General features: G+C 71.6%; 20 protein-coding genes. 12 read left to right on the top strand and 8 right to left on the bottom strand.

What is annotated here, in order from left to right:
• Positions 1-93 precede the first annotated feature (93 nt).
• Positions 94-1,014 (top strand): hydroxymethylglutaryl-CoA lyase, encoded by a 921-nt coding sequence (locus OG990_RS29265; RefSeq protein WP_386986125.1) that lies wholly within the window; start codon positions 94-96, stop codon positions 1,012-1,014.
• Positions 1,015-1,074: 60 nt separating this feature from the next.
• Here the strand turns inward: OG990_RS29265 and OG990_RS29260 are convergent, their stop codons facing one another.
• Positions 1,075-1,647: a snapalysin family zinc-dependent metalloprotease gene (locus OG990_RS29260; protein ID WP_386986122.1), complete on the bottom strand. Its 573-nt coding sequence runs from the start codon at positions 1,645-1,647 to the stop codon at positions 1,075-1,077.
• A 187-nt stretch (positions 1,648-1,834) separates the two neighbouring features.
• On the opposite strand from OG990_RS29260, the gene OG990_RS29255 reads away from it, so the two are divergent.
• From OG990_RS29255 to OG990_RS29245, 3 genes are all read left to right on the top strand, one after another.
• A complete protein-coding gene (locus OG990_RS29255) occupies positions 1,835-3,367 on the top strand; it encodes an acyl-CoA carboxylase subunit beta (RefSeq protein WP_328422107.1) in 1,533 nt (510 codons plus the stop codon).
• An 81-nt stretch (positions 3,368-3,448) separates the two neighbouring features.
• Positions 3,449-4,597: an acyl-CoA dehydrogenase family protein gene (locus OG990_RS29250; protein WP_406077816.1), complete on the top strand. Its 1,149-nt coding sequence runs from the start codon at positions 3,449-3,451 to the stop codon at positions 4,595-4,597.
• A gap of 144 nt (positions 4,598-4,741) precedes the next feature.
• Positions 4,742-7,432 carry an ATP-binding protein gene (locus tag OG990_RS29245; RefSeq protein ID WP_406077815.1) on the top strand — a complete coding sequence of 897 codons (2,691 nt, stop codon included), beginning with the start codon at positions 4,742-4,744 and terminating at the stop codon, positions 7,430-7,432.
• Between the two features lie 252 nt (positions 7,433-7,684).
• Here OG990_RS29245 and OG990_RS29240 read toward each other — a convergent pair whose 3' ends face one another.
• Positions 7,685-8,188 (bottom strand): MarR family transcriptional regulator, encoded by a 504-nt coding sequence (locus tag OG990_RS29240; RefSeq protein ID WP_328422112.1) that lies wholly within the window; start codon positions 8,186-8,188, stop codon positions 7,685-7,687.
• 98 nt (positions 8,189-8,286) lie between these two features.
• Between OG990_RS29240 and OG990_RS29235 the strand changes: the two genes are divergently transcribed.
• Both OG990_RS29235 and OG990_RS29230 read left to right on the top strand, forming a co-directional pair.
• Entirely contained in the window at positions 8,287-8,868 is a 582-nt protein-coding gene (locus OG990_RS29235) for a YceI family protein (protein ID WP_328422113.1), read from the top strand.
• 286 nt (positions 8,869-9,154) lie between these two features.
• Positions 9,155-10,633: a glutamate--cysteine ligase gene (locus OG990_RS29230; protein WP_328422115.1), complete on the top strand. Its 1,479-nt coding sequence runs from the start codon at positions 9,155-9,157 to the stop codon at positions 10,631-10,633.
• Positions 10,634-10,687: 54 nt separating this feature from the next.
• On the opposite strand, the gene OG990_RS29225 is transcribed toward OG990_RS29230, so the two are convergent.
• Complete coding sequence (locus tag OG990_RS29225) at positions 10,688-12,103, bottom strand: hypothetical protein (protein ID WP_406077814.1); 1,416 nt, start codon at positions 12,101-12,103, stop codon at positions 10,688-10,690.
• Between the two features lie 122 nt (positions 12,104-12,225).
• Between OG990_RS29225 and OG990_RS29220 the strand changes: the two genes are divergently transcribed.
• Positions 12,226-12,927 (top strand): PASTA domain-containing protein, encoded by a 702-nt coding sequence (locus OG990_RS29220; RefSeq protein WP_406077813.1) that lies wholly within the window; start codon positions 12,226-12,228, stop codon positions 12,925-12,927.
• A gap of 186 nt (positions 12,928-13,113) precedes the next feature.
• The gene (locus OG990_RS29215) at positions 13,114-14,103 is read left to right on the top strand and encodes a PASTA domain-containing protein (protein ID WP_406077811.1); all 990 of its coding nucleotides are present in this window, start codon (positions 13,114-13,116) and stop codon (positions 14,101-14,103) included.
• 7 nt (positions 14,104-14,110) lie between these two features.
• On the opposite strand, the gene OG990_RS29210 is transcribed toward OG990_RS29215, so the two are convergent.
• Positions 14,111-14,542 (bottom strand): hypothetical protein, encoded by a 432-nt coding sequence (locus OG990_RS29210; RefSeq protein WP_406077810.1) that lies wholly within the window; start codon positions 14,540-14,542, stop codon positions 14,111-14,113.
• 98 nt (positions 14,543-14,640) lie between these two features.
• Positions 14,641-14,925, bottom strand: a complete 285-nt coding sequence (locus OG990_RS29205; protein WP_406077809.1) for a hypothetical protein — start codon at positions 14,923-14,925, stop codon at positions 14,641-14,643.
• 628 nt (positions 14,926-15,553) lie between these two features.
• On the opposite strand from OG990_RS29205, the gene OG990_RS29200 reads away from it, so the two are divergent.
• From OG990_RS29200 to OG990_RS29190, 3 genes are all read left to right on the top strand, one after another.
• Complete coding sequence (locus OG990_RS29200; RefSeq protein ID WP_030487606.1) at positions 15,554-16,435, top strand: helix-turn-helix transcriptional regulator; 882 nt, start codon at positions 15,554-15,556, stop codon at positions 16,433-16,435.
• Positions 16,405-16,626 (top strand): DUF397 domain-containing protein, encoded by a 222-nt coding sequence (locus tag OG990_RS29195; RefSeq protein WP_355601059.1) that lies wholly within the window; start codon positions 16,405-16,407, stop codon positions 16,624-16,626. The genes OG990_RS29200 and OG990_RS29195 overlap by 31 nt, the downstream gene beginning before the upstream one ends.
• Positions 16,627-16,841: 215 nt before the next feature.
• Positions 16,842-17,243, top strand: coding sequence for a hypothetical protein (locus OG990_RS29190; RefSeq protein WP_328422133.1), 402 nt, complete (start codon positions 16,842-16,844; stop codon positions 17,241-17,243).
• Here OG990_RS29190 and OG990_RS29185 read toward each other — a convergent pair.
• Positions 17,211-17,810, bottom strand: a complete 600-nt coding sequence (locus OG990_RS29185; RefSeq protein WP_406077808.1) for a hypothetical protein — start codon at positions 17,808-17,810, stop codon at positions 17,211-17,213. The two genes, OG990_RS29190 and OG990_RS29185, sit on opposite strands and share 33 nt — an antisense overlap.
• Positions 17,811-18,024: 214 nt before the next feature.
• Here OG990_RS29185 and OG990_RS29180 point away from each other — a divergent pair, with 214 nt between their 5' ends.
• Positions 18,025-19,893 carry a S8 family peptidase gene (locus OG990_RS29180; RefSeq protein WP_406077806.1) on the top strand — a complete coding sequence of 623 codons (1,869 nt, stop codon included), beginning with the start codon at positions 18,025-18,027 and terminating at the stop codon, positions 19,891-19,893.
• 66 nt (positions 19,894-19,959) lie between these two features.
• Here the strand turns inward: OG990_RS29180 and OG990_RS29175 are convergent, their stop codons facing one another.
• Both OG990_RS29175 and OG990_RS29170 read right to left on the bottom strand, forming a co-directional pair.
• On the bottom strand, positions 19,960-20,766 hold the full coding sequence (locus OG990_RS29175; protein ID WP_355601051.1) for a WecB/TagA/CpsF family glycosyltransferase: 807 nt from the start codon (positions 20,764-20,766) through the stop codon (positions 19,960-19,962).
• Positions 20,763-21,878 carry an NAD-dependent epimerase/dehydratase family protein gene (locus OG990_RS29170; RefSeq protein WP_355601049.1) on the bottom strand — a complete coding sequence of 372 codons (1,116 nt, stop codon included), beginning with the start codon at positions 21,876-21,878 and terminating at the stop codon, positions 20,763-20,765. Before OG990_RS29170 ends, OG990_RS29175 begins: the two co-directional genes overlap by 4 nt.
• Between the last annotated feature and the right edge of the window lie 51 nt (positions 21,879-21,929).

Raw genomic sequence — 21,929 nt, 5'->3', positions numbered from 1 at the left:
TGACGCAAACCTCTTGATCAACGCCGGTGGTGGCGGGAGTGGCATGCTGGGGGAACTTCAGCACAGCACGACGTCACAGTGAGGTGACCCCTTATGGCGGACCTGCCGGATTTCGTCTCCATTCGCGAGGTTGGGCCACGGGACGGGCTGCAGAACGAGGACCCGATCCCGACCGACGCCAAGGTGCGCCTGCTCGACGCGCTCTCCGGCACCGGCGTACGCCGGATCGAGGCGGTGTCGTTCGTGCACCCGAAGGCGATCCCACAAATGGCCGACGCCGACGAGGTGTGGCAGCGGGCGGTGCGGGCCGACGGGGTGCGCTACTCGGCTCTGGTGCCGAACACCCGGGGCGCCCAGCGGGCACTCGCCGCCGGGTTCACCGAGATCGAGGTGGTGGTCTCGGCCAGCGACACGCACAACCGACGCAACGTCAACCGGACCACGGACGAGTCACTGGACGACATCGCCGAGTTGATCGACCTGCTGCACGGAGCCTCCGCGCGGGTCGAGGTGATCGTGGCGACCAGCTTCGGCTGCCCGTACGAGGGAGACATCGACCCGGAGCGGGTGGCCGGCATCGTGGACCGGGTGGTCCGCGACGGCGCGGACCGGGTGGCGTTCGGTGACACCACCGGCATGGGCACTCCGCGCCGGGTCCGCGAGCTGCTGACCGCGGTACGCGACCGCAACGCGCACGTGCCGGTGCTGCTGCACTTCCACAACACCAGGGGTACCGCGTTGGCCAACCTGCTCACCGCGCTGGAGTTGGGGGTGACCGAGTTCGACGCCAGCGTGGGCGGCCTGGGCGGCTGCCCGTACGCCCCGGGGGCCAGCGGCAACCTGGCCACCGAGGAGGCCGTGCACATGCTGCACGACATGGGCATCGACACCGGCATCGACCTGGCCGCCCTGATCGAGGCGGCCGAGTTGGCCGAGCACCTGCTGGGCAAGAAGCTCCCGTCCGGGGTGCTGCGCGCCGGCCCCCGTACCCGACTGACGCCGATGCCGAGCTGACCGTTCAGGAACGCGGGGAGGGGCCGGCATCGTGCCGGCCCCTCCGTCGTGTCCGGTCGATCAGCCCACCGGGGTGAGCACGCTCGGCCAGCTGTCGCGGAAGATGTCCGCTCCGGCGCGGTCCGTGCTGCGCTCGGTGGCGAAGGTGCCGGCGAAGAGGTTGGTCACCCGGTTCGCCTCGGCGGTGCTCGGGTACGGGTTGGTGCAGCTGGTGCCGGCGCTGCCGCCGGACATCAGGAGCGAGCAGTTCCCGTTGTAGTTGTCCGGCAGGCCGAGGATGTGCCCGATCTCGTGGGTCATGATCCGCAGCACGCTGTACTGCGCGGCCTGCTGGGTGTCGATGTAGACCCGGCCGTTGCCGAGGCTGGTCCGGACGGCGTACGAGCCGCCGCCGGTGATCCGGTAGATCCGGAGGTTGGAGCCGCAGTTCGCCGAGAGCGTCAGGTTCGACGTGGCGTTGTTCCAGATCGAGGCGGCCTGGTTGGCGGTGCTGGCGTAGCTTCCCGCCTGGCTGGTGTTGTAGCAGATGGTCATGGCGGCGGACGCGGGCGACGGGTTGGCGACCGTGACGCCGAGGGTGGTGAGTGCCGTCGCGAGCAACGCGACCGCGAGCCGATTGAGTCGTGAGGTCATCGCTGACTCCAATCCGGGAGGAGGGGGTGTCAGGAGCCTAGCGACATACATCCATGTACTTCAATGATTCTTTTGAAGGCGCGGCCGGGAGGTGGCCTCGCCGTCCGATCCGCCCAGCGGGTCGCCGAGCGTCGCACGGATGCGATAGCCTAACGATCGTTCAGTTCAATGCGGCGAGGGAGTCAGCGTGACGCTCGACGGTGAGGCGCTGGAGCAGCTCCGCAAGCGCGTGCGGGCCGGCGGCGCGGAGAAGTACCACGCGGCGAACGCCGCCAAGGGCAAGCTCTTCGCCCGGGAGCGGGTCGCGCTCCTGGTCGACGAGGGCTCCTTCGTCGAGGACGGCCTCTACGCCAACGCACTTGCCGACGGGCTGCCCGCCGACGGCGTGGTCACCGGCACCGCCACCATCGACGGCCGGCAGGTCTGCCTGATGGCCAACGACTCCACCGTCAAGGCCGGCAGTTGGGGCGCCCGCACGGTCGAGAAGATCATCCGGATCATCGAGCGGGCGTACGGCGCCAGCGTGCCGATGGTCTACCTGGTCGACTCGGCTGGCGCCCGGATCACCGACCAGGTCGACCTCTTCCCCGGTCGGCGCGGCGCCGGCAAGATCTTCTGGAACCAGGTTCGCGCTTCGGGCTCGATCCCGCAGGTGTGCGCGCTTTTCGGCCCGAGCGCCGCCGGTGGGGCGTACATCCCGGCGTTCTGCGACGTGGTGGCCATGGTCGAGGGCAACGCCAGCATGTACCTCGGCTCCGACCGGATGGTCGAGATGGTCACCGGCGAGAAGACCACCCTGGAGGCGATGGGCGGGGCCAAGGTGCACACCGCCGAGTCCGGCGTGGGGCACTTCCTCTGCCAGACCGAGGCCGACGCGCTCGACGTGGTGCGCCGCTACCTGTCGTACCTGCCAGCCAACTGGACCCAGGCGCCGCCGGCCGCCGAGGCGGTGGCCGCGCCCGCGAAGGCCGACCTAGCCGCGCTGGTGCCGGCCAGCGAGCGGCAGGCGTTCGACATGCGGCGGTACGTCAAGGGCCTGCTCGACGAGGGTTCCTTCTTCGAGATTCAGGCGCTCTGGGCCAAGGAGCTGACCATCGGCTTCGGCCGGCTGAACGGCGAGGTCGTCGGCGTGGTCGGCAACAACTCGATGTTCAAGGGCGGCGTGCTCTTCGTCGACTCGGCCGACAAGGCGACCCGGTTCGTGCAGCTCTGCGACGCGTTCAACGTGCCGCTGCTCTTCCTCAGCGACGTGCCCGGCTTCATGGTGGGCAGCGCCGTGGAGAAGCAGGGCATCATCCGGCACGGCGCGAAGATGATCACCGCGATCTCCGAGGCGACCGTGCCGAAGATCTGCGTGGTGGTCCGTAAGGCGTACGGCGCCGGCCTCTACGCGATGGCCGGGCCCGGGTTCGAGCCGGACGCCACCATCGCGCTGCCCAGCGCGAAGATCGCGGTGATGGGGGCCGAGGCCGCGGTGAACGCGGTCTACGCCAACAAGATCGCCGCCATCCCGGACGCGGACGAGCGGGCCGCCTTCGTGGCCGCGAAGCGCGCCGAGTACGAGCAGGACATCGACGTCGTCCGGCTCGCCAGCGAGCTGGTGGTGGACGCCATCGTCGAGCCGCAGGACCTGCGTACCGAGCTGGTCCGCCGGTTCGCCGCGGCGCGTACCAAGGATCGGCAGTTCTCCCGGCGCCGGCACGGCGTCACCCCGGTCTGACCCGACGACCGACCGAACGGCCACAGCGAACCGTCCCGGCGTCACGAGCGCCCGGCGGCCCCGTCCACACAGGAGGATGAGATGGACTTCCGGCTCACCGACGAACAAACGGCGCTGCGGGAAAGCGTGCGGGACTTCGCCCGCGAGGTGGTCGCACCGGTCATCGCCGAGCACTACGAGCAGCACACCTTCCCGTACGAGGTGATCCGGCAGATGGGCAAGATGGGCCTGTTCGGCCTGCCCTTCGGCGAGGAGCACGGCGGCATGGGCGGCGACTACTTCGCGCTCTGCCTCGCCCTGGAGGAGTTGGCCCGGGTCGACTCCAGCGTGGCGATCACGCTGGAGGCGGCGGTCTCGCTCGGCGTGATGCCGATCTACCGGTTCGGCACCGACGAGCAGCGCGCGACCTGGCTGCCGAAGCTGCTCAGCGGCGAGGCGCTGGCCGGTTTCGGGCTGACCGAGCCGGGCACCGGGTCGGACGCCGCCGGCACCCAGACGCGGGCGGTGCTGGACGGTGACCACTGGGTGATCAACGGCTCGAAGGCGTTCATCACCAACTCGGGCACCGACATCACGGCCCTGGTCACCGTCACGGCGGTGACCGGCACGAACCCGGACGGCTCGAAGGAGCTGTCGACCATCATCGTGCCCACCGGTACGCCGGGCTTCACCGTGGCGCCGGGTTACTCCAAGGTGGGCTGGACCGCCTCGGACACCCACGAGCTGACCTTCGACGACTGCCGGGTGCCGGTCGCCAACCTGCTCGGCGAGCGGGGCCGGGGCTTCGCCCAGTTCCTGCAGATTCTCGACGAGGGCCGGATCGCCATCGCCGCGCTGGCCGTCGGCCTCGCCCAGGGCTGCGTCGACGAGTCGATCAAATACGCCAAGGAGCGGCACGCCTTCGGCCGGCCGATCGGCGCCAACCAGGCGATCCAGTTCAAGATCGCCGACATGGAGTTGAAGGCGCACACCGCCCGGCTGGCCTACTACGACGCCGCCGCCCGGATGCTGGCCGGCGAGCCGTTCAAGCGGCAGGCCGCCATCGCCAAGCTGCACGCCAGCACGATCGCGGTGGACAACGCCCGGGAGGCGACCCAGATTCACGGCGGCTACGGCTTCATGAACGAGTACCCGGTGGCCCGGTTCTGGCGGGACTCCAAGATCCTGGAGATCGGCGAGGGCACCAGCGAGGTGCAGCGCATGATCATCGCGCGCGATCTGGGTCTCTGACCGGTCCCCCGAGCCGGCCGGCGCCCGATCGGCCGGTCGCTTCGGGTAGGGGTGCCCAGTCGGCTGTCGGATATCGGCGAGTGGGCGTCGGCAGCCCGACGTTCGACTGCCGATGGTGGGAGTCGATCCGTACTCTTCGTGCCCATGACTCCCGATCATGATCGGTCGCGGAGCCCGGCGGGCCGTACCGGGCTGCCGGACCTGCTCCGTGGGCACCGGCGTACCGCCGGCCTGACCCAGGCCGAGCTGGCGTACCGGGCCGGCGTGGGCGTGCGGACGGTGCGTGACCTGGAGCGTGGTCGGTCGGTCCGGCCGCAGCGCACCACGGTTGAGCTGCTCGCCGCAGCGTTGGACCTGACCGGCGCCACCCGGGCGACGTTCCTGACTGCCGCCCGCAGCACCGCCAGCGGTGAGCCACCTCAGCCGGATGTCACCCCGGCGGCGCTCGCGATCACCGGCAGCACCGCGTCGACAGCCGAGCCCGCCGGATCCGGCCCGCAGGTCGCCCTTCCACCGCCGGTCGCGCTGATCGGCCGCGACCGCGATGTCACGGAGTTGGCCGGGATGCTGACCGCGGAGCGTGGTCCCCGGCTGGTGAGCCTGGTCGGGCTGGCCGGGGTCGGCAAGACCGCGCTCGCGCTATCCGTGGCGCACGCGGCAGCCGGTGCCCACTCAGGCGGCGTGGCCGGGGTGCTGGTCGGCGAGGGCTCGGACGGACCGGATGTGCTCGCCGCCTCGATGGCCGTGCTCGGCGCGGCCCGGCTGCCGGAACTCGTCGCCCGGCTCGCCGGCCGGCCGGCGCTGTTGGTGATGGACGCGGTGGAGCGCGCACCGGGCCCGGTGGCCGAGACGCTGCACCGGCTGACCGGCGTGCTGCCCTCGCTGCGGGTGCTGGTCGCCGGGCGGCATCCGGTCGGGCTGCCCGGCGAGCGGGTCTGGCCGGTCGCGCCACTCGACGTGCCGCCGCCGGGCGCCGAGCGGCGTGGGCCGGCCACGCTCGGGTCGTGGCCGGCGGTCGCGCTGTTCACCGCCCGTCTGGCCCAGGTCCGTCGGGAGCCTCCCACCGCGGACGAACTGCCTGCTCTGGCCGCACTGGTCCGCCGGCTGGGCGGGCTGCCGCTGGCCATCGAGCTGATGGCCGCCCGGGGCAGGATCCTCGACCTCACCGAGCTGCTCGACCGGTACGGCGACCGGGTGCTCGACCTGGCGACCCCCGCCGACCCGGCGGTCCACCCCGGCTGGGACGGGCCCGACGCGACCGTCCGCCGCTCGGTCGGCGCGGACGACACCGGGGCAGTCGTGGCGGTGACCCTGCGGGACGCGGTGGAGACCAGCTACCGGCTGCTCGCGTCGGACGAGCGGGCCGCGCTGCGCAGGCTCGCCGTGTTCGGCAACCGCTGGTCGGTGGAGTTGGCCGAGGAGATGCTCGTCGACGAGACCGACCGGGATGGTGCGACGGCGATCGATCCCGTTTCGCTGTTGGACCGGCTCGTCGAACTCGGCCTGCTGAGCGTGCGCGGCACCGGGCCGTACCGGTTTCGGCTGCTTGACGCGGTACGCGACTTCGCCGCCGAGCAGGCGGCCGGCGGCGGCGAGCTGCCCTCCATCCGGCGTCGGCACGCGGTGGTGGTCGCCCGACTGGTGGCGCGGACCGCCACCGATCTGGTCGGTCCGCGGCTGCCCGAGGCGTTGCACCGGCTGGACGAGGTGACCAGCGACATCAGTTCGGCGCTGGCCCACGCCGCAACCGACGATCCGGTGACCGCGCTCCGTCTGGCGGCCTCCCTGACCCGCTGGTGGCGGTTCCGTGGCCGGGATGTCGCCGGCCGGCAGTGGCTGCGCCGGTTGTTGGCCGATCCACGGACCGTCGACGCCGATCCCGTTCTGCGAGGCTGGGCCGCCCTCGGGGTGGCCCGGCTCGCCGCCGAGCACGGCGCGGGCGCCGACGAGCTGCCGACGGCGCGGGCCGCGTTGGACGCGTTCCGGCAGGCCGGCGACGTCAGCGGGGAGTTGGAGTCGCGGATCGTGCTGGGCGCGCTGTTGATCGGCGTTGGCCGGCGCGACGAGGCCCGCGAGCAGGCCGAGACGGTGCTCCGGCTGGCCGGCCGCAACGGCCGGATCCGGGACATGGCGGTGGCCCAGAACAGCCTCGCCTGGCACGAGATCCGGGTCGCCGACCTGGCCGCGGCGCACCGCAGGCTAGCCGCGGTGGACCGGCTCGCCGCCGAGTGCGGGGAACAGCGGCTGCGGGCGCTCTCCTGGGCCAACCGTGCCGAGGTCGTCCGCCTCGAGGGTCGGTACGCCGACGCGGTGGACCAGGGCCGACGGGCGGTGGCGGCGTTGTCCGAGCTGGGTGATCCGCGGCACCGCCGACGGGTGCTCGGCACGATCGGGTTGGCGCTCGCCCAGGACGGTCGCGGTGACGAGGCGGCCGAGGTGCTCACCGAGTTGCGCGCCGACGCCGCCGAGCTGGGAGTAGGCGTACGGTCGCGGCCACCAGCGGAGCGGGCCGGACCGCCGCGACCGCGTCTGCACGGTGCGGTGCCGGCTGGGGGCCCGAAGGCGGCGATCTGTGCGTTGATCGAGGGAAACCTGGCGCTGCACCGGGGTGACCGGGAGCTGGCGGCCGAGTGGTTCGCCGCCGCCGCCGAGGTTGGTCAGGACCGGCGGGACGCGGTGGAGGCGCTGGTCGGGCTGGCCGCGAGCACTGCCGACGCGGCGATCCTCGATCAGCTCGACCGGGTCTGCCAGGTAAGTGGCATCCGCCTGCTGCCGCAGGAGTCGGAACTGCTCTACGCGCTGACCGCCACCCGGGGCGGGCCCGCCGAGCGGTAGTCGCGGCGGGTTGCCGGGTGGAGAGTGGCGCGGGCGAAAAGCCCCCTTTGTTGCTACCCCTCGCTGTTCGCCCGCGCCGTCACCCCCCGGTGAATCCCCGGTGGACGAAAGCCTGCCACCGCGATCGAGGCGGAAAGCCTGTTTCGGGCGGCATGTCGGGGTGGCAAGGTCAGTTCTGCCGGTCTTTCTGCCGGTAGCGCCGACACCGCTCCCGGTCGGTCGCCGACTGCCAAACGGGCGGCCGGGCGACGGTCAGTGGGCAGCGCCGTCGACGGCGGCGATCTCCTGCTCGGTGCTGCCAGCGGTGGCTCCCGGATGCACGGCGTCACGGACCCGGCGCAGGCCGTCGAGCAGGGCCGCCAGAGCCTCGGGGTCGAGTTGCCCGGTGAACCACTGCTCGATGATCCGTAGGTGCCCGGGCAGCGTCTCATCCAGCCGCCGCATGCCAGCGGCGGTAACCACGGCGAATGAGCTGCGGCGGTCGGACGGGCAGGCCCGGCGGGTGAGCAAACCGTCGCGTTCCATCCGGTCCACCACACGAGTCACCCCGCTGGTGGACAGGGAGGTCTGCGCGGCGAGGTCCGACATCCGCAGTTGGTTGCCCGGCGAGCGGGCCAGTCGGGTGAGCACCTCGAACTCGACCACGGAGAGGCCCTGCTCGTCGAGTTGGGCAGCGAACCGGGCCGACAGACCGGCATGCACCTCGTAGAGCAGGCCGACGGCGGTGATCCGGGGGTCGTCGAAGACGTTGGTCACTCGTTCATCGTACCAGTACTTGACAGGGGGAATATTGTTGCGGTTATATTTGCTCAAGCAGTCGTTGGGCTACTAAACATTCTCTGGAGGACATCAGCATGACCAGCAGCATCGATGCGGTTACCCGCGACTGGGACGGCCTCACCATCCCGACCCCCGGCACCTACGCGCTGGACGTCGCGCACAAGCGGGTGGGCTTCGTCGCTCGGCACATGATGGTCAGCAAGGTCCGTGGCGAGTTCAACGAGGCGACCGCCACCATCACCGTCGCCGAGGACCCGCTGCAGTCCTCGGTCGCTGCCACCATTCAGGGTGCCAGCATCGACACCACCCAGGCCGACCGGGACGCGCACCTGCGCAGCCCCGAGTTCCTGGATGTCGAGAACTTCCCGACCCTGGAGTACCGCAGCACCGGGGTCAAGTCCCGTCGTGGCAACGAGTTCGTGCTCTCCGGTGAGCTGACCATCAAGGGTGTCACCCGCCCGGTCGAGCTTGAGGTCGAGTTCGAGGGTGTCGGCCGCAGCCCGTTCGGCCAGGACATCTTCGGCTTCTCCGCGAGCACCGAGATCGACCGCGAGGAGTTCGGCCTGACCTGGAACGTCGCGCTGGAGACCGGCGGCGTGCTGGTCAGCAAGAAGATCAAGATCGAGATTGAGGGCGAGGCCATCCGCCAGGCCTGATCCTTCGGATCGCCGGTACGCCGGGCCCGCGCCGTACGTCGGCGCGGGCCCGGCGTCGTCTCCGCCGACCTCGTGGGAATTGTCACGAGTTGTTCGCACGGCTACCGGGTCCGGCCAGGCGCCGACGGGGTACAGATGGCGCCACGAGCGCGTCTGGCTCCGGTTGGTGACGGATCACCCGGCGCCGGCCTCTGGCCCCGGCCAGGCAAGCGCTCTTAACGTGGATGGTTCACACTGCGCTTTCCGGGACGGCAGGATCCCGACCGCGCCGGCGTCGGGAGGACACATGGGCAGGGACGTCTCGCAGGGCGCCTTCTCCCGGGAGGACCGCGTCCGCTACCGGCAGAAGGTCCGGCGCTGCCTGGACGTCTTCGCGCTGATGCTGGACGACTTCGGCTTCGACGCCGACCGGCCGATGACCGGGCTGGAGATCGAACTCAACCTGGTCGACTCGGCGGCCGAACCGGCGATGCGCAACGAGGAGATCCTCGCCGACATCGCCGACCCGCTCTTCCAGACCGAGCTGGGGCAGTTCAACCTGGAACTCAACGCCGAGCCCCGGCTGATCGAGGGCACCGGCTTCGCCGACTACGAACACGACCTGCGCGGCAGCCTCTCCCGGGCCGACGAGCGGGCGGCCAAGTCCGACGCGAAGATCGTCCTGGTCGGCATCCTGCCCACCCTCACCGAGGGGCACCTGGTCGAGGACAACCTCTCCACCAATGAGCGCTACCGGGTGCTCAACGACCAGATCGTCGGTGCCCGGGGCGAGGACATCGAGCTCGACATCCGCGGCGTCGAGCAGTTGCGGACGCACACCGACTCGATCGCCCCCGAGGCCGCCTGTACCAGTCTCCAGTTCCACCTCCAGGTGGCGCCGGACAGCTTCGCCGACTACTGGAACGCGTCGCAGGCCATCGCCGGGGTGCAGGTGGCGATCGGGGCGAACTCTCCCTTCCTGTACGGCCGGCAGCTCTGGGCCGAGACCCGGATCGCCCTTTTCGAGCAGGCCACCGACACCCGTCCGGACGAGCTCAAGGCACAGGGCGTACGCCCCCGGGTGTGGTTCGGAGAGCGATGGATCACCTCGATCTTCGACCTGTTCGAGGAGAACGTCCGTTACTTCCCGCCGCTGCTGCCGATCTGCGAGGACGAGGACCCGGTGGAGGTGCTGCACGCCGGCGGTGTGCCCCAGCTCGGCGAGCTGCGGCTGCACAACGGCACGGTCTACCGCTGGAACCGCCCGGTCTACGACATCATGAACGGCCGCCCGCACCTGCGGGTGGAGAACCGGGTGCTGCCGGCCGGCCCCACGGTGGTGGACATGCTGGCCAACGCGGCCTTCTACTTCGGGCTCGCCCGTGGCCTGGCCGAGGCGGAACGGCCGATCTGGAGCCAGCTCACCTTCAGCTCCGCCGAGGAGAACTTCCACGCCGCCGCCCGGCGCGGCCTGGACGCCGTGCTGCACTGGCCCCGGGTCGGCGATGTGCCGGTCACCAAGCTGGTGCTGGAGCAGTTGCTGCCCACCGCCGCAGCCGGCCTGGACGGGTTCGGTGTCGCCCCGGCGCAGCGGGACCGGCTGCTCGGCATCATCGAGCAGCGCTGCCGGACCGGCCGCAACGGTGCCGTCTGGCAGACCGAGGCGGTCTGGGCGGCGGAGCGGCACCGGGGCATGGACCGGCCCGCCGCGCTGCACCACATGGTCCAGCGCTACGCGGAACTCCAACGCGGCAACGAGCCGGTGCACACCTGGCCGGTCGACTGACTCCGCGCGCCCAGCTCGCCCACCGCGTTGGCGGCTCGCCGCCGTCGCCGGGGCTCAGTCGGTGGCGGGTCGCCCGGCCCGTCGCGGCGACCTGCTCCGTCGGCCGCCCGTCGCCGCACCCTCCGCCGAGTCACCGTCCGCGGAATCGGTCGGCTCGGCGAGGTCCGGGTCCGTGCGCGGCGCCGGCACCCGGGGTACGCCGGCGGTGCCCCGCTTCCGCGGAGCGGCCTCGGTCACCGGGGATACGGCGCCGGCAGGGACCTTTCCGCGCCCGGTGGTGACCTCTCCCGAAGGGCTGACCGCCGCCGGCTCGGGGTCTCCGGCCCGGGACGAGCCGGGCTCGACGACCGTGTGCGGGCCTGCGGCCGCGTTCCGGTTCCGGTCGGCCCGCTCGGCGAAGACGGCGATCAGCACCGAGCCGCCGATGCCGGCGATCACCGCGTACGGGGCGATCAGTTGGGTGGACAGCTGTGCCGGACCCAGTGCCGACCAGCGCGGCACGGTGGTCAGGTAGGCGAGCGCGACGAGCAGTGGACCGGCCGCGCCGGAGGCCGCCGCGCCGACCCGGTGCCCGGGCGACCTCGCGGCCCGTCGGGCGGCCAGCGCGCCGATCACCAGTGCGGGAACGAGCGCCAGCAGCGCACCCGGCCAGTAGAGCTGGTCCCCGATCCAGTATCGAGGGTGATCCGGGTCGAGCTGCCAGGTGCCGAGCTGGGCGCCGGTCAGCCCGCGTCCGACGCGTACCCCGTCGATCACCGAGACCACCGCGAGCAGCCAGAGCCACGCGGCCGTCGCGGTCACGTTCAGCGCGGCGGTACGGGAGCGCAGCGCCCAGACCGCGACGAGCACGCCGATCAGGATGCCCAGTCCCGCGTGTACGGCGGCCACCCGTTGCGGGGCCCCGGTGTCGGCGCCCATCGCGACCCGCGCGGGTACGGAGACCAGCAGCACGGTGACCAGCCCGCCGATCCCGGCACCGAGCGCCAGGGCGATCCGTCGCAGCAGGCCCTCGTCCTCGTTGGGCAGGGCCTCGGACGCCTGCGCCGACTGGTCGCCCGTCTCGGCCGGTCGGTCCGCCGTCGTGGGGCCGTCACCGTCGACCACAGCCGGAAGTCCGGTCGCGAGCGTCGCCCGGTCTGGCCGGGCCGCCTGGTCCGACCTGTCCGCCGGTCCCGGCTCGGGCACGGCGGGAGGCGTCGGCTCCGTGTCGGTCACCCTCGGATCGGCCACCGGCGGCACGGCCCGCTGGTGCAGCCGCTGCGCACAGACCGCACCCAGCACGGTCGAGCTGGCGGCGAGCCAGGTGGCCCAGGCGAGGCCGTCCGGCCATGCCGTCTCTGTGGCTCCGGCATCGGTTGGCGTCCAGGTGATGACGCCGAGTCCGTAGCCGAAGCCCAGTTGCGCGGCGCCAGCGCCGGCAGCGACCCCGATCGCCGTCGCGATCGATACTCCCCAGCCCCGTCTGGCCATGCCGGGCAGCGTAGCGTCCCGTCGTCGGCGCGGCGAGTCGCGACGACCCGCCGGGGTTGGCCGGCGGCGCAGCGTGTTGGGCGGCGACGGGTACGGTCGCCGGTGATGAGGCGGTGGGCGGTATGACGGACGCGAACACGGGTCGGCAGGATTCCGCTGGCGACCGGGACGACGGCGGTCCTGGACGGACCAGCGTGCTGCTGGGTGGCGGGCTGGTCGCCGTGCTCCTCGCCGCCGTTGGTGCGACCGGCGGCTGGCTGCTGGCCGGCGGGGACGACGGATCTCCGTCGGATCCGCTGGCGGTGGCGACCGCGACCGGTGCGCCGACCGACCAGGCCACCGCACCCCGGCCCAGCGCCGGCCGGACCACGCCCTCCACCCCCCGGACCTCCGGCACTGCGACGAAGGGGACCGGGCTGACCGTGCCACCGGTCGTGGGCACCGACTTCGTGCAGGCCCGGGACATGTTGCGCAAGCAGCGGCTGGGCTGGCGGTTGGTCTTCGGCACGGGCACCGGTCGTACGGTCGAGAGCAGCTCGCCCGCCGTGGGTACCGAGGTTGCCCGGGGCGCCACGGTGCAACTCCGCGTGGCCGGTCCCGCGCCGGCCGCCGAGGTGCCCGATGTGGTCGGCGACAACTGCTCCGATGCCGCCGACGACCTGGTCGACGAGGGGCTCTACCCGAGCTACCGCAGCGGACGCAGCGGAAAGGTCAGCCGGCAGGAACCGGCCGAGGACGGCCCGGCCCGCTGGAACGACGAGGTCAGCATCTGGTGCGGGGCAGCAGCGCCACCCACCCAGGCGAGCCCGGAACCAACCCCCTGATCCCCGGCCTAGCGATCGACCATCACCACCGACCGCCTTGTGGGTGCCAGAGATCGGGGCGTCCGACCGCCGACACCGGTTCGGGCCGGGCGGTTCGGGCCGCTGATACCCGCCGATGACGGTGCGGGCGGTTAGGTTGACGGTCGAGGGCCATGGCGCCCGCCCGGTTCGGGAAAGGACGGTGCGATGAGCGACGACCGCCAGGGGCCGCCCACCGGGGACCACGACGACGACCGGACCCGACCCCTGCCGCCCGCCGCCGACCGGCCGGAGCCGCCACAACCAGCCGAGCCCGCCACCCCACCCCGCGCCGCGGCGCCGGACGAGACCGCGCCGATCGACCGCACCGCGCAGCCGGACGAGACCGCGCCGATCGACCGCACCGCGCAGCCGGACGAGACCGCGCCGCAGGACCGCACCGCGCAGCCGGACGAGACCGCGCCGCAGGACCGCACCGCGCAGCCGGACGAGACCGCGCCGATCGACCGCACCGCGCCGGCCGGCCCCGCCGCCGACCAGACCATGCCGATCGACCGCTCCGCGCTGCCGCAGCCGGGCACGCCGGCCGACCGCACCGCGCGGATGCTCCCGGAGCGGTCGACCCCGCCGCCGTGGTCCGGGCGGGCGGAGGTGCGGGCGCCGAGACCGGCCGAGCCCGCCGGCGAGTGGTACGCCGAGGAGCAGGGTGGCCGCCGCTGGTGGCTGCCGATCCTCTGGGGCGTGCTCGCGCTGTTGTTCGCGGGCCTGCTCGGAGCCGCCCTCTGGGTGGTGCTCGCCGCGCAGGACGACGACCCGGACGACCCGCGGACCACGCCGTCAGTTCCGCCGGCCAGTGCCACCACTGCCGCCCCGACCAGCGCGGCCCCCACCTCTGCGGCGCCGACCAGCGAGTCGCCGAGCAGCCCGGCGACCACCGCGCCGGCCGAGGTACCGGTGCCCCCGCTCACCGGACTGCCGCAGGCAACCGCCGAACGGCTGCTGGACCGGCTCGGTCTGACCTACCGGGTGGTGTACCGCGCGTCCGAGTTGCCGCCGGGGACGGTGGTGGGCACCGAGCCGGAGGCCGGCACGACGGTGCCGACCGACGAGGAGGTGCTGCTGGTCGTCTCCCAGGCCCGGCCCTCGACCGGGGCCAGCCCGACCGCGCCGAGCCCGACGGTGACGAACACGCCGTGACGGGTGCTCACCACCTTCGGCGGCGCGTGCCGACCATGCCGAGGCCGGCCAGAGAGATGGTGAGGCCGAAGATCCCGGACCAGAACAGTGAGCGGCGGACGTCCGCGGCGGTGTCCTGGGCGGGAGCCGCCTCGGTGATCGCCTGCCGGCCGTCGGACTGACCGCCGGCACCGGCGCCAGCCGCAAGGCCGGTCGGCTCGGGGCCGTCTTCGAGGGCGTCGGCACCGATCCAACCGGGTTCGTCCACGGGTGGATCGGCGTCGACCACGGTGATCTCCGGTGCCGGCACCGGAGTGGTCAGCCGGGTCGACGACAACGCTGGGTCGCGGACCAGGACCACGAGTGCGGTCACCGCCCCGAGCAGGGCGAGCAGTCCAACGGCGTAGGCGATACGGGAGCGGTGATGCTGCCGCAGGGCGGGCTGATTGACCATGACCATCCCAGGCTCAGGGCCCTGGACGCGCGGGTAAAACGGTGCCGGGGTGGGCGTACCAATTCTATGGCGACGGCACGCCCACCGGCGGCGGATCGCGGTGGTCAGGCCACCCGGACCGGAGTACGGACGACGGGTCGCCGGGTCCGTACGGTGTGCGGACGGGTCTCCGGTGCGGACTGCACCTGTTGCAGCCCTTCCCGCTGGACGAAGATCGACCGTCGGGTGACCGCGTCGCCCGCGCTGTTCAATTCGTAGCCGTCGAGCCAGAGCCAACCGTCGTACGTCGGCCAGTCGAGCACCCGGATCACCCGGTACTTGATGGGCCTGAGGAACTGGACACTCGCCGCGCGAGTCACGTGCAGTACGTCACCGGAGCGGGGAAGCACATGGGCTCCTGGGGAGGTCGGCCGGCGGTGTGCCGGCGGTGACTGATCGGGGGAACGTCACGGCCCGCCGGTGACGGGGTCTCGCCTCGTGGACCGGTGTTGCTTATGGTGGTGGTCGGGCCGTACTCCGCTGGTGGCGTGCCGCCACCCGACCATCACCCGGCTGCTTCCGGGAACCGCGCCCGCCGCCGCAGCTTGCCGGCGTGCAGCGGCGGGGTCATTACCCGGAGCAGGTCTCGGTGTCGCTGGCCGGGCCCACGTCGCGTCGGCTCTCCCCGGATCGGTGGGATCACCACACCGGGGGACCGGACGGAGACGCTGAGTGATCCGTGCCATACGGACAGAGTGCATCAGGGACGTGCTACATGCAAGTTGCACGTCGACTTTTGCCGATACGTGAGTTGCTCATGTAAAGCGGCGCTTGAAGCCATCCGCGTCCGGACGGCACACTGAGGGCCGGTTTCGCCCGTCGCGGCCGGCCGATGACCGGCACCACCCCCTTGCCGCGAACGCTCGCCGGTCGACGGTCGCGCCCCCGGCGGGTGGCAGCCAGTGGCGCGTCGACCGGAGGTAGCCCGGGTGGGGTCGAGCAGCCAGCGGCGAGGATCAGTGACGCAGTGGTTGCGCCATGAGTGAGCGGCGCAGTCCGACCATCCGGCGGCGGCGGCTCGGTGCCGAGCTGCGCCGTCAGCGGGAATCTGCCGGGATCACCATCGAGGTGGTCGCCGAGCAGTTGGAGTGTTCGGCGTCGAAGGTCTCGCGGATCGAGACCGGGCACACCACGGCCACCCCGCGCGATGTGCGCGACATGCTGCGGATCTACGGCGTGGTGGGTGCCGAGAGCGACGAGCTCGTGCAGATCGCCCGGGAGGCCCGGCAGAAGGGCTGGTGGCACCCGTACAGCACGGTGCTGGTCGGGGCGTACGTCGGGCTGGAGGCCGCGGCGAGTTCGATCCGGGCGTACGAACAGCAGGTGGTGCCCGGCCTTTTGGAGACCGAGGAGTACGCCGGGGCGATGATCCGCGCCGCCCGGCCGGACTTCACGGCCGATCAGGTACATCAACGGGTGCGTGTCCGTCTGGGCCGTCAGTCGTTGTTGACGCAGGACGATCCGGTCGATCTGTGGGTGGTGCTCGATGAGGCGGTGGTAAGCAGGCCGGTGGGCGGGGACGAGGTGATGCGCGGCCAGCTCAAACGGCTGGTCGAGGTTGCCGAGCTGCCGAACGTGACGTTGCAGATCCTGCCCTTCGAGGTGGGGGCGCACGCTGGCATGGACGGGACCTTCACGATCCTCAGCTTCCCCGAGCCCGGTGATCCGGATGTCGTGTACGCGGAGAACGCCACGGGTGGGCTCTTCCTGGAGAAGAGCGACGAACTACAGAAGTACAGCTTCATCTTCGATCACATCCGAGCTGCGGCCATTCGTCCGGAGGAGTCCGTCGCACACATCGCAAAACTGGCAGAGGAGCCGTTGTGGAAATGGCGACCAAGGGGTTCCCCGTGGACCTGACGCAGGCAACGTGGTTCAAGAGCTCGAAGAGCGGGCCGAACTGTGACAACTGCGTGGAGGTGGCGTACGTGACCGGGGCGGTCGGAGTACGGGACTCGAAGGACAAGGCCGGCCCGGCCCTGATCTTCGCCCCGGGTGACTGGCACGCCTTCGTCGCCGGCACCAGGGGTGGTGCGTTCGGCTCGGCCTGACCGCGTGGTCAACGGGGTCCCTGTCCGGTCGAGACCGGACGGGGACCTTCCCGTGTCCGCGCGCCGGGCTCGGGTGGCCGCGCTGCCGGCAGGGTCGGCGAGGTTCCGTCGGGATTCCCGTCGCCACAGCGGGTCCGTCTCGTTGAACCGGTCGGTACGGCGCTGGTCGACGACCCGCCGCACCGCTCCGCAACCGAGCGAGGTAGGCGAGACGGATGACGACGATCGGGTCTGACAACCTCACCAACGGTCCGGGCAAGCCGGAGCGGTTCGGTGGCAAGTACCGCGGGGCGCGTCGGGACACCGTGCTGACCGAGGTGGTCTCGACCGACCAGGAGATGAGCGGGCGGGAGGCGTCGGCGACCGAGGCGGCCGACCCGCCGCTCTCCCTGCCGTCGCTGGACCCGAACCCGCTGGTCGAGCCGTCCTTCCCGCCGACCGGCTGGCCGATGGAGCCCACCGGATCGTTGGCTGACCACCCGTTGCTGCGTGGCCTGCTGATGGAGTTGCCGCCGAAGGGCAGCGTGCCGCCCCCGGGCTGGCTGGACCGCTGGTTCGAGGCGACCCGGGCAATCCTGGAGTTGCTATACGTGCAGGGGCCCGGCCGCTCGCGCTGACCGTTCTGCGTCCGGCCGGGCGCGTTCGGCGAGCCGGCTGTGCCGTAGCGCGTGCCGGACGCCGATGGCGATCACCACGAGTGCGCCCACGGTGATCGCCGGCCCGGTGACGCCCGGTGTGGCGAAGAGGCCGGTGCCGCTCGCCGCGACCAATGCGGGCACCGTCAACACACCGGTGACCTGCAACGGTAACCCGATCAGCGGGTGCGCAGCGGCGGCCCGAAGGCCGTACGGCGCGGGCGTCTCCGGCGCGGTGGCGAACGCTCCCGCGCCGGCCCAGAGCCGGCGCACCCGGCGTACGGTGCAGACCGCCACCACGAGGGCGGGAATCCCGGCGATATCGAGGGCGGCGGCGGCCTGGTCGGCCGAAGTGTTTCCGGCACTGAACAACCCGGCCGCAAGCACGGTCACCGTGAGCGTCAGGCCCACGAGGGTCAGGATGAGCAGGTGTCCTGCGCGTCGGCGCAGCGAGCGGGCGCGGTCCAGCCGGGGCAGGCCGTCCGCGACCACGCCAGCGGCCAGCCACAGGATCGCGATCGGCAGCAGGGCGGCGAGGGGGCTCTCCATGCTGGTCAGCCTTTCCGATCGCGGCCGTCCGCGAATCCGGGCGCAGCCCGCGTTCGTCCCGGATGCCGTCCCCGTAGGGGGCATCCTCTCCGCGTTATGAACGATGCGACATGTTTATCTTCATCACTGCGCTGGTCTACTCTCGGAAAGATCGGCCGTCATGGATCTGAGCGGAACCCGCGTCGGGCGGCTGCCGGTCATAGGGAGGTAAGAGATGCGTCTTGCCCACAGGTCCGTACTCGTTGGGGTGGCCACACTGACCGTGTTGGCCGCTGCCACACCCGCCCTAGCCGCCGAACCGACCGGAGCCATCCGGGCGGCGGGTGGGGACACGGCCGTCGCGGACAGCTACATCGTCGTCTTCAAGGACACCGCCGTCAGCCGGGGCACGGTCGGCGACAACGCGGAACGCCTGGTCGGCCGGCACGGCGGCACGGTGGCCCGCACCTACGGCGCGGCGCTGCGCGGCTTCGAGATCCGGGTCGGCGCGAAGGCCGCCGCACGGATCGCCGCCGATCCGGCGGTGGCGTACGTCGAGCAGAACCACACCGTCTCGATCGCCGGCACCCAGACCAACCCGCCATCCTGGGGCCTGGACCGGATCGACCAGCGGAACCTGCCCCTGAACAGCTCGTACACCTACCCGAACACGGCGTCGAACGTCCGCGCCTACGTCATCGACACGGGCGTGTTGTACGGGCACAACGACTTCGGCGGGCGGGCCGTCTCCGGCTTCGACGCGGTGGACGGCGGCTCCGCCGACGACTGCCACGGCCACGGCACGCACGTGGCGGGCACGGTCGGTGGCTCGGCGTACGGGGTGGCCAAGGGCGTCCAGATCGTCGGCGTCCGAGTGCTCAACTGCCAGGGCAGCGGCACCAACGCCCAGGTGGTGGCCGGTATCGATTGGGTGACCGCGAACGCGGTCAAGCCGGCGGTGGCGAACATGAGCCTCGGTGGTGGCGCGAACAGTTCGATCGACACGGCCGTTACCAACTCGGTCAACTCCGGCGTCACGTACGCGGTCGCCGCCGGCAACGGCAACGCCCTCGGCGTCCGGCAGAACGCCTGCAACTACTCCCCGGCCCGGGTCGCCTCCGCGATCACCGTGGGTGCGACGCAGAACAACGACGCCGCAGCGAGCTTCTCCAACTTCGGCACCTGCGTCGACATCCTGGCCCCGGGTGTCAACATCACCTCGGCCTGGTACACCAGCAGCAGCGCCACGAACACCATCAGCGGCACCTCAATGGCATCGCCGCACGTCGCCGGGGCCGCGGCGCTCGTGCTCTCGGCGAACCCGTCGTGGAGCCCGCAGCAGGTCCGGGACAACCTGGTCAACAACTCCACGCCGAACGTGGTGACCAACGTCGGCACCGGCACGCCGAACCAGCTGCTCTACGTGGTCAACGGCACCCCGCCGGCCAACGACTTCTCGGTATCGGTGTCGCCGACCTCCGGCTCCACCGCGCAGGGCGGCTCGGTGACGGCCACCGTCGGCACGGCCACCACCGCCGGCTCCGCCCAGTCGGTCAGCCTCTCCGCCAGCGGCCTGCCGGCCGGCACGACCGCGTCGTTCAGCCCGTCGACGGTGACCTCGGGCGGCTCGTCCACCCTCACCATCGCCACCTCGGCGAGCACCCCCGCCGGCAGCTACCCGGTCACGATCACCGGCAGCGGCGCGGCGGGCACCCGCACGGCCACCTACACGTTGACCGTGACCGGTTCCGGTGGCGGCGGCTGCTCCGGCACCAACGGCAGCGACGTGGCGATTCCGGATGCTGGTGCGGCGGTGACCAGCTCGATCACCATCGCCGGCTGCGGCCGGAACGCCTCGTCGGCCTCCACGGTGGCGGTGAACATCGTGCACACCTACCGCGGTGATCTGGTCATCGACCTGCTCGCTCCGGACGGCAGCGCGTACCGGCTCAAGAACAGCGGTTTCGACAGCGCCGACAACGTGATCGCCACGTACACGACCAACCTGTCCGGTGAGGCCGCCAACGGCACCTGGCGGCTTCAGGTGCGCGACGTGTACGCGATCGACACCGGCTACATCAACACCTGGACCCTGACCCTCTGACCTTGTTCCCACGGCCGAGGCCCCACCTGGAACACCGGGTGGGGCCTCGTGCCGTACGGATCGGGCTCAGACCGCGAAGGTGGCCGGCCGCTCGGTGGCCGGGGCCGGCGGGCGGGCCTTCCACAGGCCGGTCTTCTGCGCGGCGAGCCGGGCCAGGTAGGCCGGGTTGAGGATCACGTAGCGGCGCCAGAGCCGCTTCGGCTCCAGACCGAGCCGCCAGAACCACTCCAGGCCGGCGCGCTGCATCCACGGCGGCGGCTGGCGCAGCAGACCGGCGTGGTAGTCGAAGGCCGCGCCGACCGCCATCAGCGGCATGTCGAGCAACGGCCGCATGGCGTACGCGAAGACCTCCTGGCGCGGGCAGCCGAGCCCGACCAGGACCAGCCGGGCGCCGCTGGACCGGATCCGATCGGCGATCTCGGCGTCCTCACCGGGCTGGACCGGGCGGAACTTGGATGGCTCCACCCCGGCGATCTTCAGCGCCGGGAACATCCGCTCCAACGCGGGGATCAGCCTGGCCAGCGTCTCCTCGGTGGAGCCGTACAGGTAAACCGGCAGGCCCTCGTCGGCGAAGCGGGAGAGCACGTGCAGGGTCAGCGTCGGCCCGTAGACCCGGTCGGTGAGCCCGGCGTGGTGCAGCAGGTTGAGCGCCCAGCGCACCGGCTGCCCGTCCGGGGTCACGACGTCGAAGGAGTTGAGCCGTGCGTTGTGCGCCCGGTCCAGCACACCGGTCATCACGCCGTGCACGGCCAGCGCGGTCAGCGCGAACGGACGCCGCTCCTGCGCCGCGCTGACCACCGCCTCGGTCGCCGTGGCGTAGTCGGTGGCGTCGACCAGGACGCCGAGCACGTTGCGCTTCGTCTGAGTCGTCATGCCTGGGGCACCCACTTGTCCACGTTGGCCTCGTAGATCTCCCGCAGGATCATCGGTACGTCGTAGGTGATCTTCCAGTCCGGGTACTGCTCCTCGAACCGGGCCATGCTGCTGACATACCACTGGTGGTCGCCGGTGCGGGCCTGCTCGACGTAGTTGATCTGCGCCTCGCGGCCGGCGATCTCCTCGGCGATCCGGAACGCCTCGATGTGCGAGGTGTTGGAGTGCCGACCGCCCCCGAGGTTGTAGACCTCCGCCGAGCGTGGCGCCCGGAAGAACGCCTCGAACGCGGTCAGCACGTCACGCGAGTGGATCGCGTCGCGGACCATCTTGCCCTTGTAGCCGTACAGGTTGTATGTCCGGCCCTCCATGACGCAGCGCATCAGGTACGCCAGGAACCCGTGCAGCTCGGCCGCCGAGTGCGCCGGGCCGGTCAGCGTGCCGCCCCGGAAGCAGGCGGTCTTCATGTCGAAGTAGCGCCCGTACTCCTGGACCATCACGTCCGCCGCGACCTTGGATGCGCCGAAGACCGAGTGCAGCGAGTTGTCGATCGACATGTCCTCGGTGATGCCCTGGTACCAGCGGTGATCCTCGGGCAGCTCGTACCGGGTCTCCAGCTCGATCAGCGGCAGGCTGTTGGGCCGGTCGCCGTAGACCTTGTTGGTCGAGCAGTGGATGAACGGCGCGTCGATCGCGTGCCGCCGGGTGTTCTCCAGGATGTTGAGCGTGCCGCCGGCGTTCACGTCGAAGTCCGTGTACGGCTCCTTGGCCGCCCAGTCGTGGCTCGGCTGCGCGGCGCTGTGGATCACCACGGCGATGTCCGAGCCGTACTTCTTGAACACCTGCTCCAGGCCGTCCCGGTCCCGGATGTCCACCGCGAAGTGGGTGTACGCGCTGCCCAGATCCCGGCTCAGTCGCTCCAGACTCCAGGAGGTGGAGCCGTCCTCGCCGAAGAAGTACCGGCGCATGTCGTTGTCGATGCCGACGACGTCCAGACCGAGGCCGGCGAAGTGCCGGACCGCCTCGGAGCCGATCAGACCACCCGACCCGGTCACCAACGCGACACTCACACGCCACTCCTGGTCCATCGGAGGCAGAATCCTTCGGAGCATAGCTTGACGCCCGGCACGCCCCGATATGACGGAAGGGCCCCGCATTCTGCG

The organism is Micromonospora sp. NBC_00858 (assembly GCF_045207365.1).
In the GTDB taxonomy this organism is placed as follows: domain Bacteria; phylum Actinomycetota; class Actinomycetes; order Mycobacteriales; family Micromonosporaceae; genus Micromonospora.
This window is presented reverse-complemented; position numbering and strand designations above follow the sequence as displayed.

Coding starts and splice junctions, on each gene's coding strand:
- OG990_RS29265 (WP_386986125.1), top strand. CDS start 94: ATGGCGGACCTGCCGGATTTCGTCTCCATTCGCGAGGTTGGGCCACGG.
- OG990_RS29260 (WP_386986122.1), bottom strand. CDS start 1,647: ATGACCTCACGACTCAATCGGCTCGCGGTCGCGTTGCTCGCGACGGCA.
- OG990_RS29250 (WP_406077816.1), top strand. CDS start 3,449: ATGGACTTCCGGCTCACCGACGAACAAACGGCGCTGCGGGAAAGCGTG.
- OG990_RS29245 (WP_406077815.1), top strand. CDS start 4,742: ATGACTCCCGATCATGATCGGTCGCGGAGCCCGGCGGGCCGTACCGGG.
- OG990_RS29235 (WP_328422113.1), top strand. CDS start 8,287: ATGACCAGCAGCATCGATGCGGTTACCCGCGACTGGGACGGCCTCACC.
- OG990_RS29230 (WP_328422115.1), top strand. CDS start 9,155: ATGGGCAGGGACGTCTCGCAGGGCGCCTTCTCCCGGGAGGACCGCGTC.
- OG990_RS29225 (WP_406077814.1), bottom strand. CDS start 12,103: ATGGCCAGACGGGGCTGGGGAGTATCGATCGCGACGGCGATCGGGGTC.
- OG990_RS29220 (WP_406077813.1), top strand. CDS start 12,226: ATGACGGACGCGAACACGGGTCGGCAGGATTCCGCTGGCGACCGGGAC.
- OG990_RS29215 (WP_406077811.1), top strand. CDS start 13,114: ATGAGCGACGACCGCCAGGGGCCGCCCACCGGGGACCACGACGACGAC.
- OG990_RS29210 (WP_406077810.1), bottom strand. CDS start 14,542: ATGGTCATGGTCAATCAGCCCGCCCTGCGGCAGCATCACCGCTCCCGT.
- OG990_RS29200 (WP_030487606.1), top strand. CDS start 15,554: ATGAGTGAGCGGCGCAGTCCGACCATCCGGCGGCGGCGGCTCGGTGCC.
- OG990_RS29195 (WP_355601059.1), top strand. CDS start 16,405: ATGGCGACCAAGGGGTTCCCCGTGGACCTGACGCAGGCAACGTGGTTC.
- OG990_RS29190 (WP_328422133.1), top strand. CDS start 16,842: ATGACGACGATCGGGTCTGACAACCTCACCAACGGTCCGGGCAAGCCG.
- OG990_RS29185 (WP_406077808.1), bottom strand. CDS start 17,810: ATGGAGAGCCCCCTCGCCGCCCTGCTGCCGATCGCGATCCTGTGGCTG.
- OG990_RS29180 (WP_406077806.1), top strand. CDS start 18,025: ATGCGTCTTGCCCACAGGTCCGTACTCGTTGGGGTGGCCACACTGACC.
- OG990_RS29175 (WP_355601051.1), bottom strand. CDS start 20,766: ATGACGACTCAGACGAAGCGCAACGTGCTCGGCGTCCTGGTCGACGCC.
- OG990_RS29170 (WP_355601049.1), bottom strand. CDS start 21,878: ATGCTCCGAAGGATTCTGCCTCCGATGGACCAGGAGTGGCGTGTGAGT.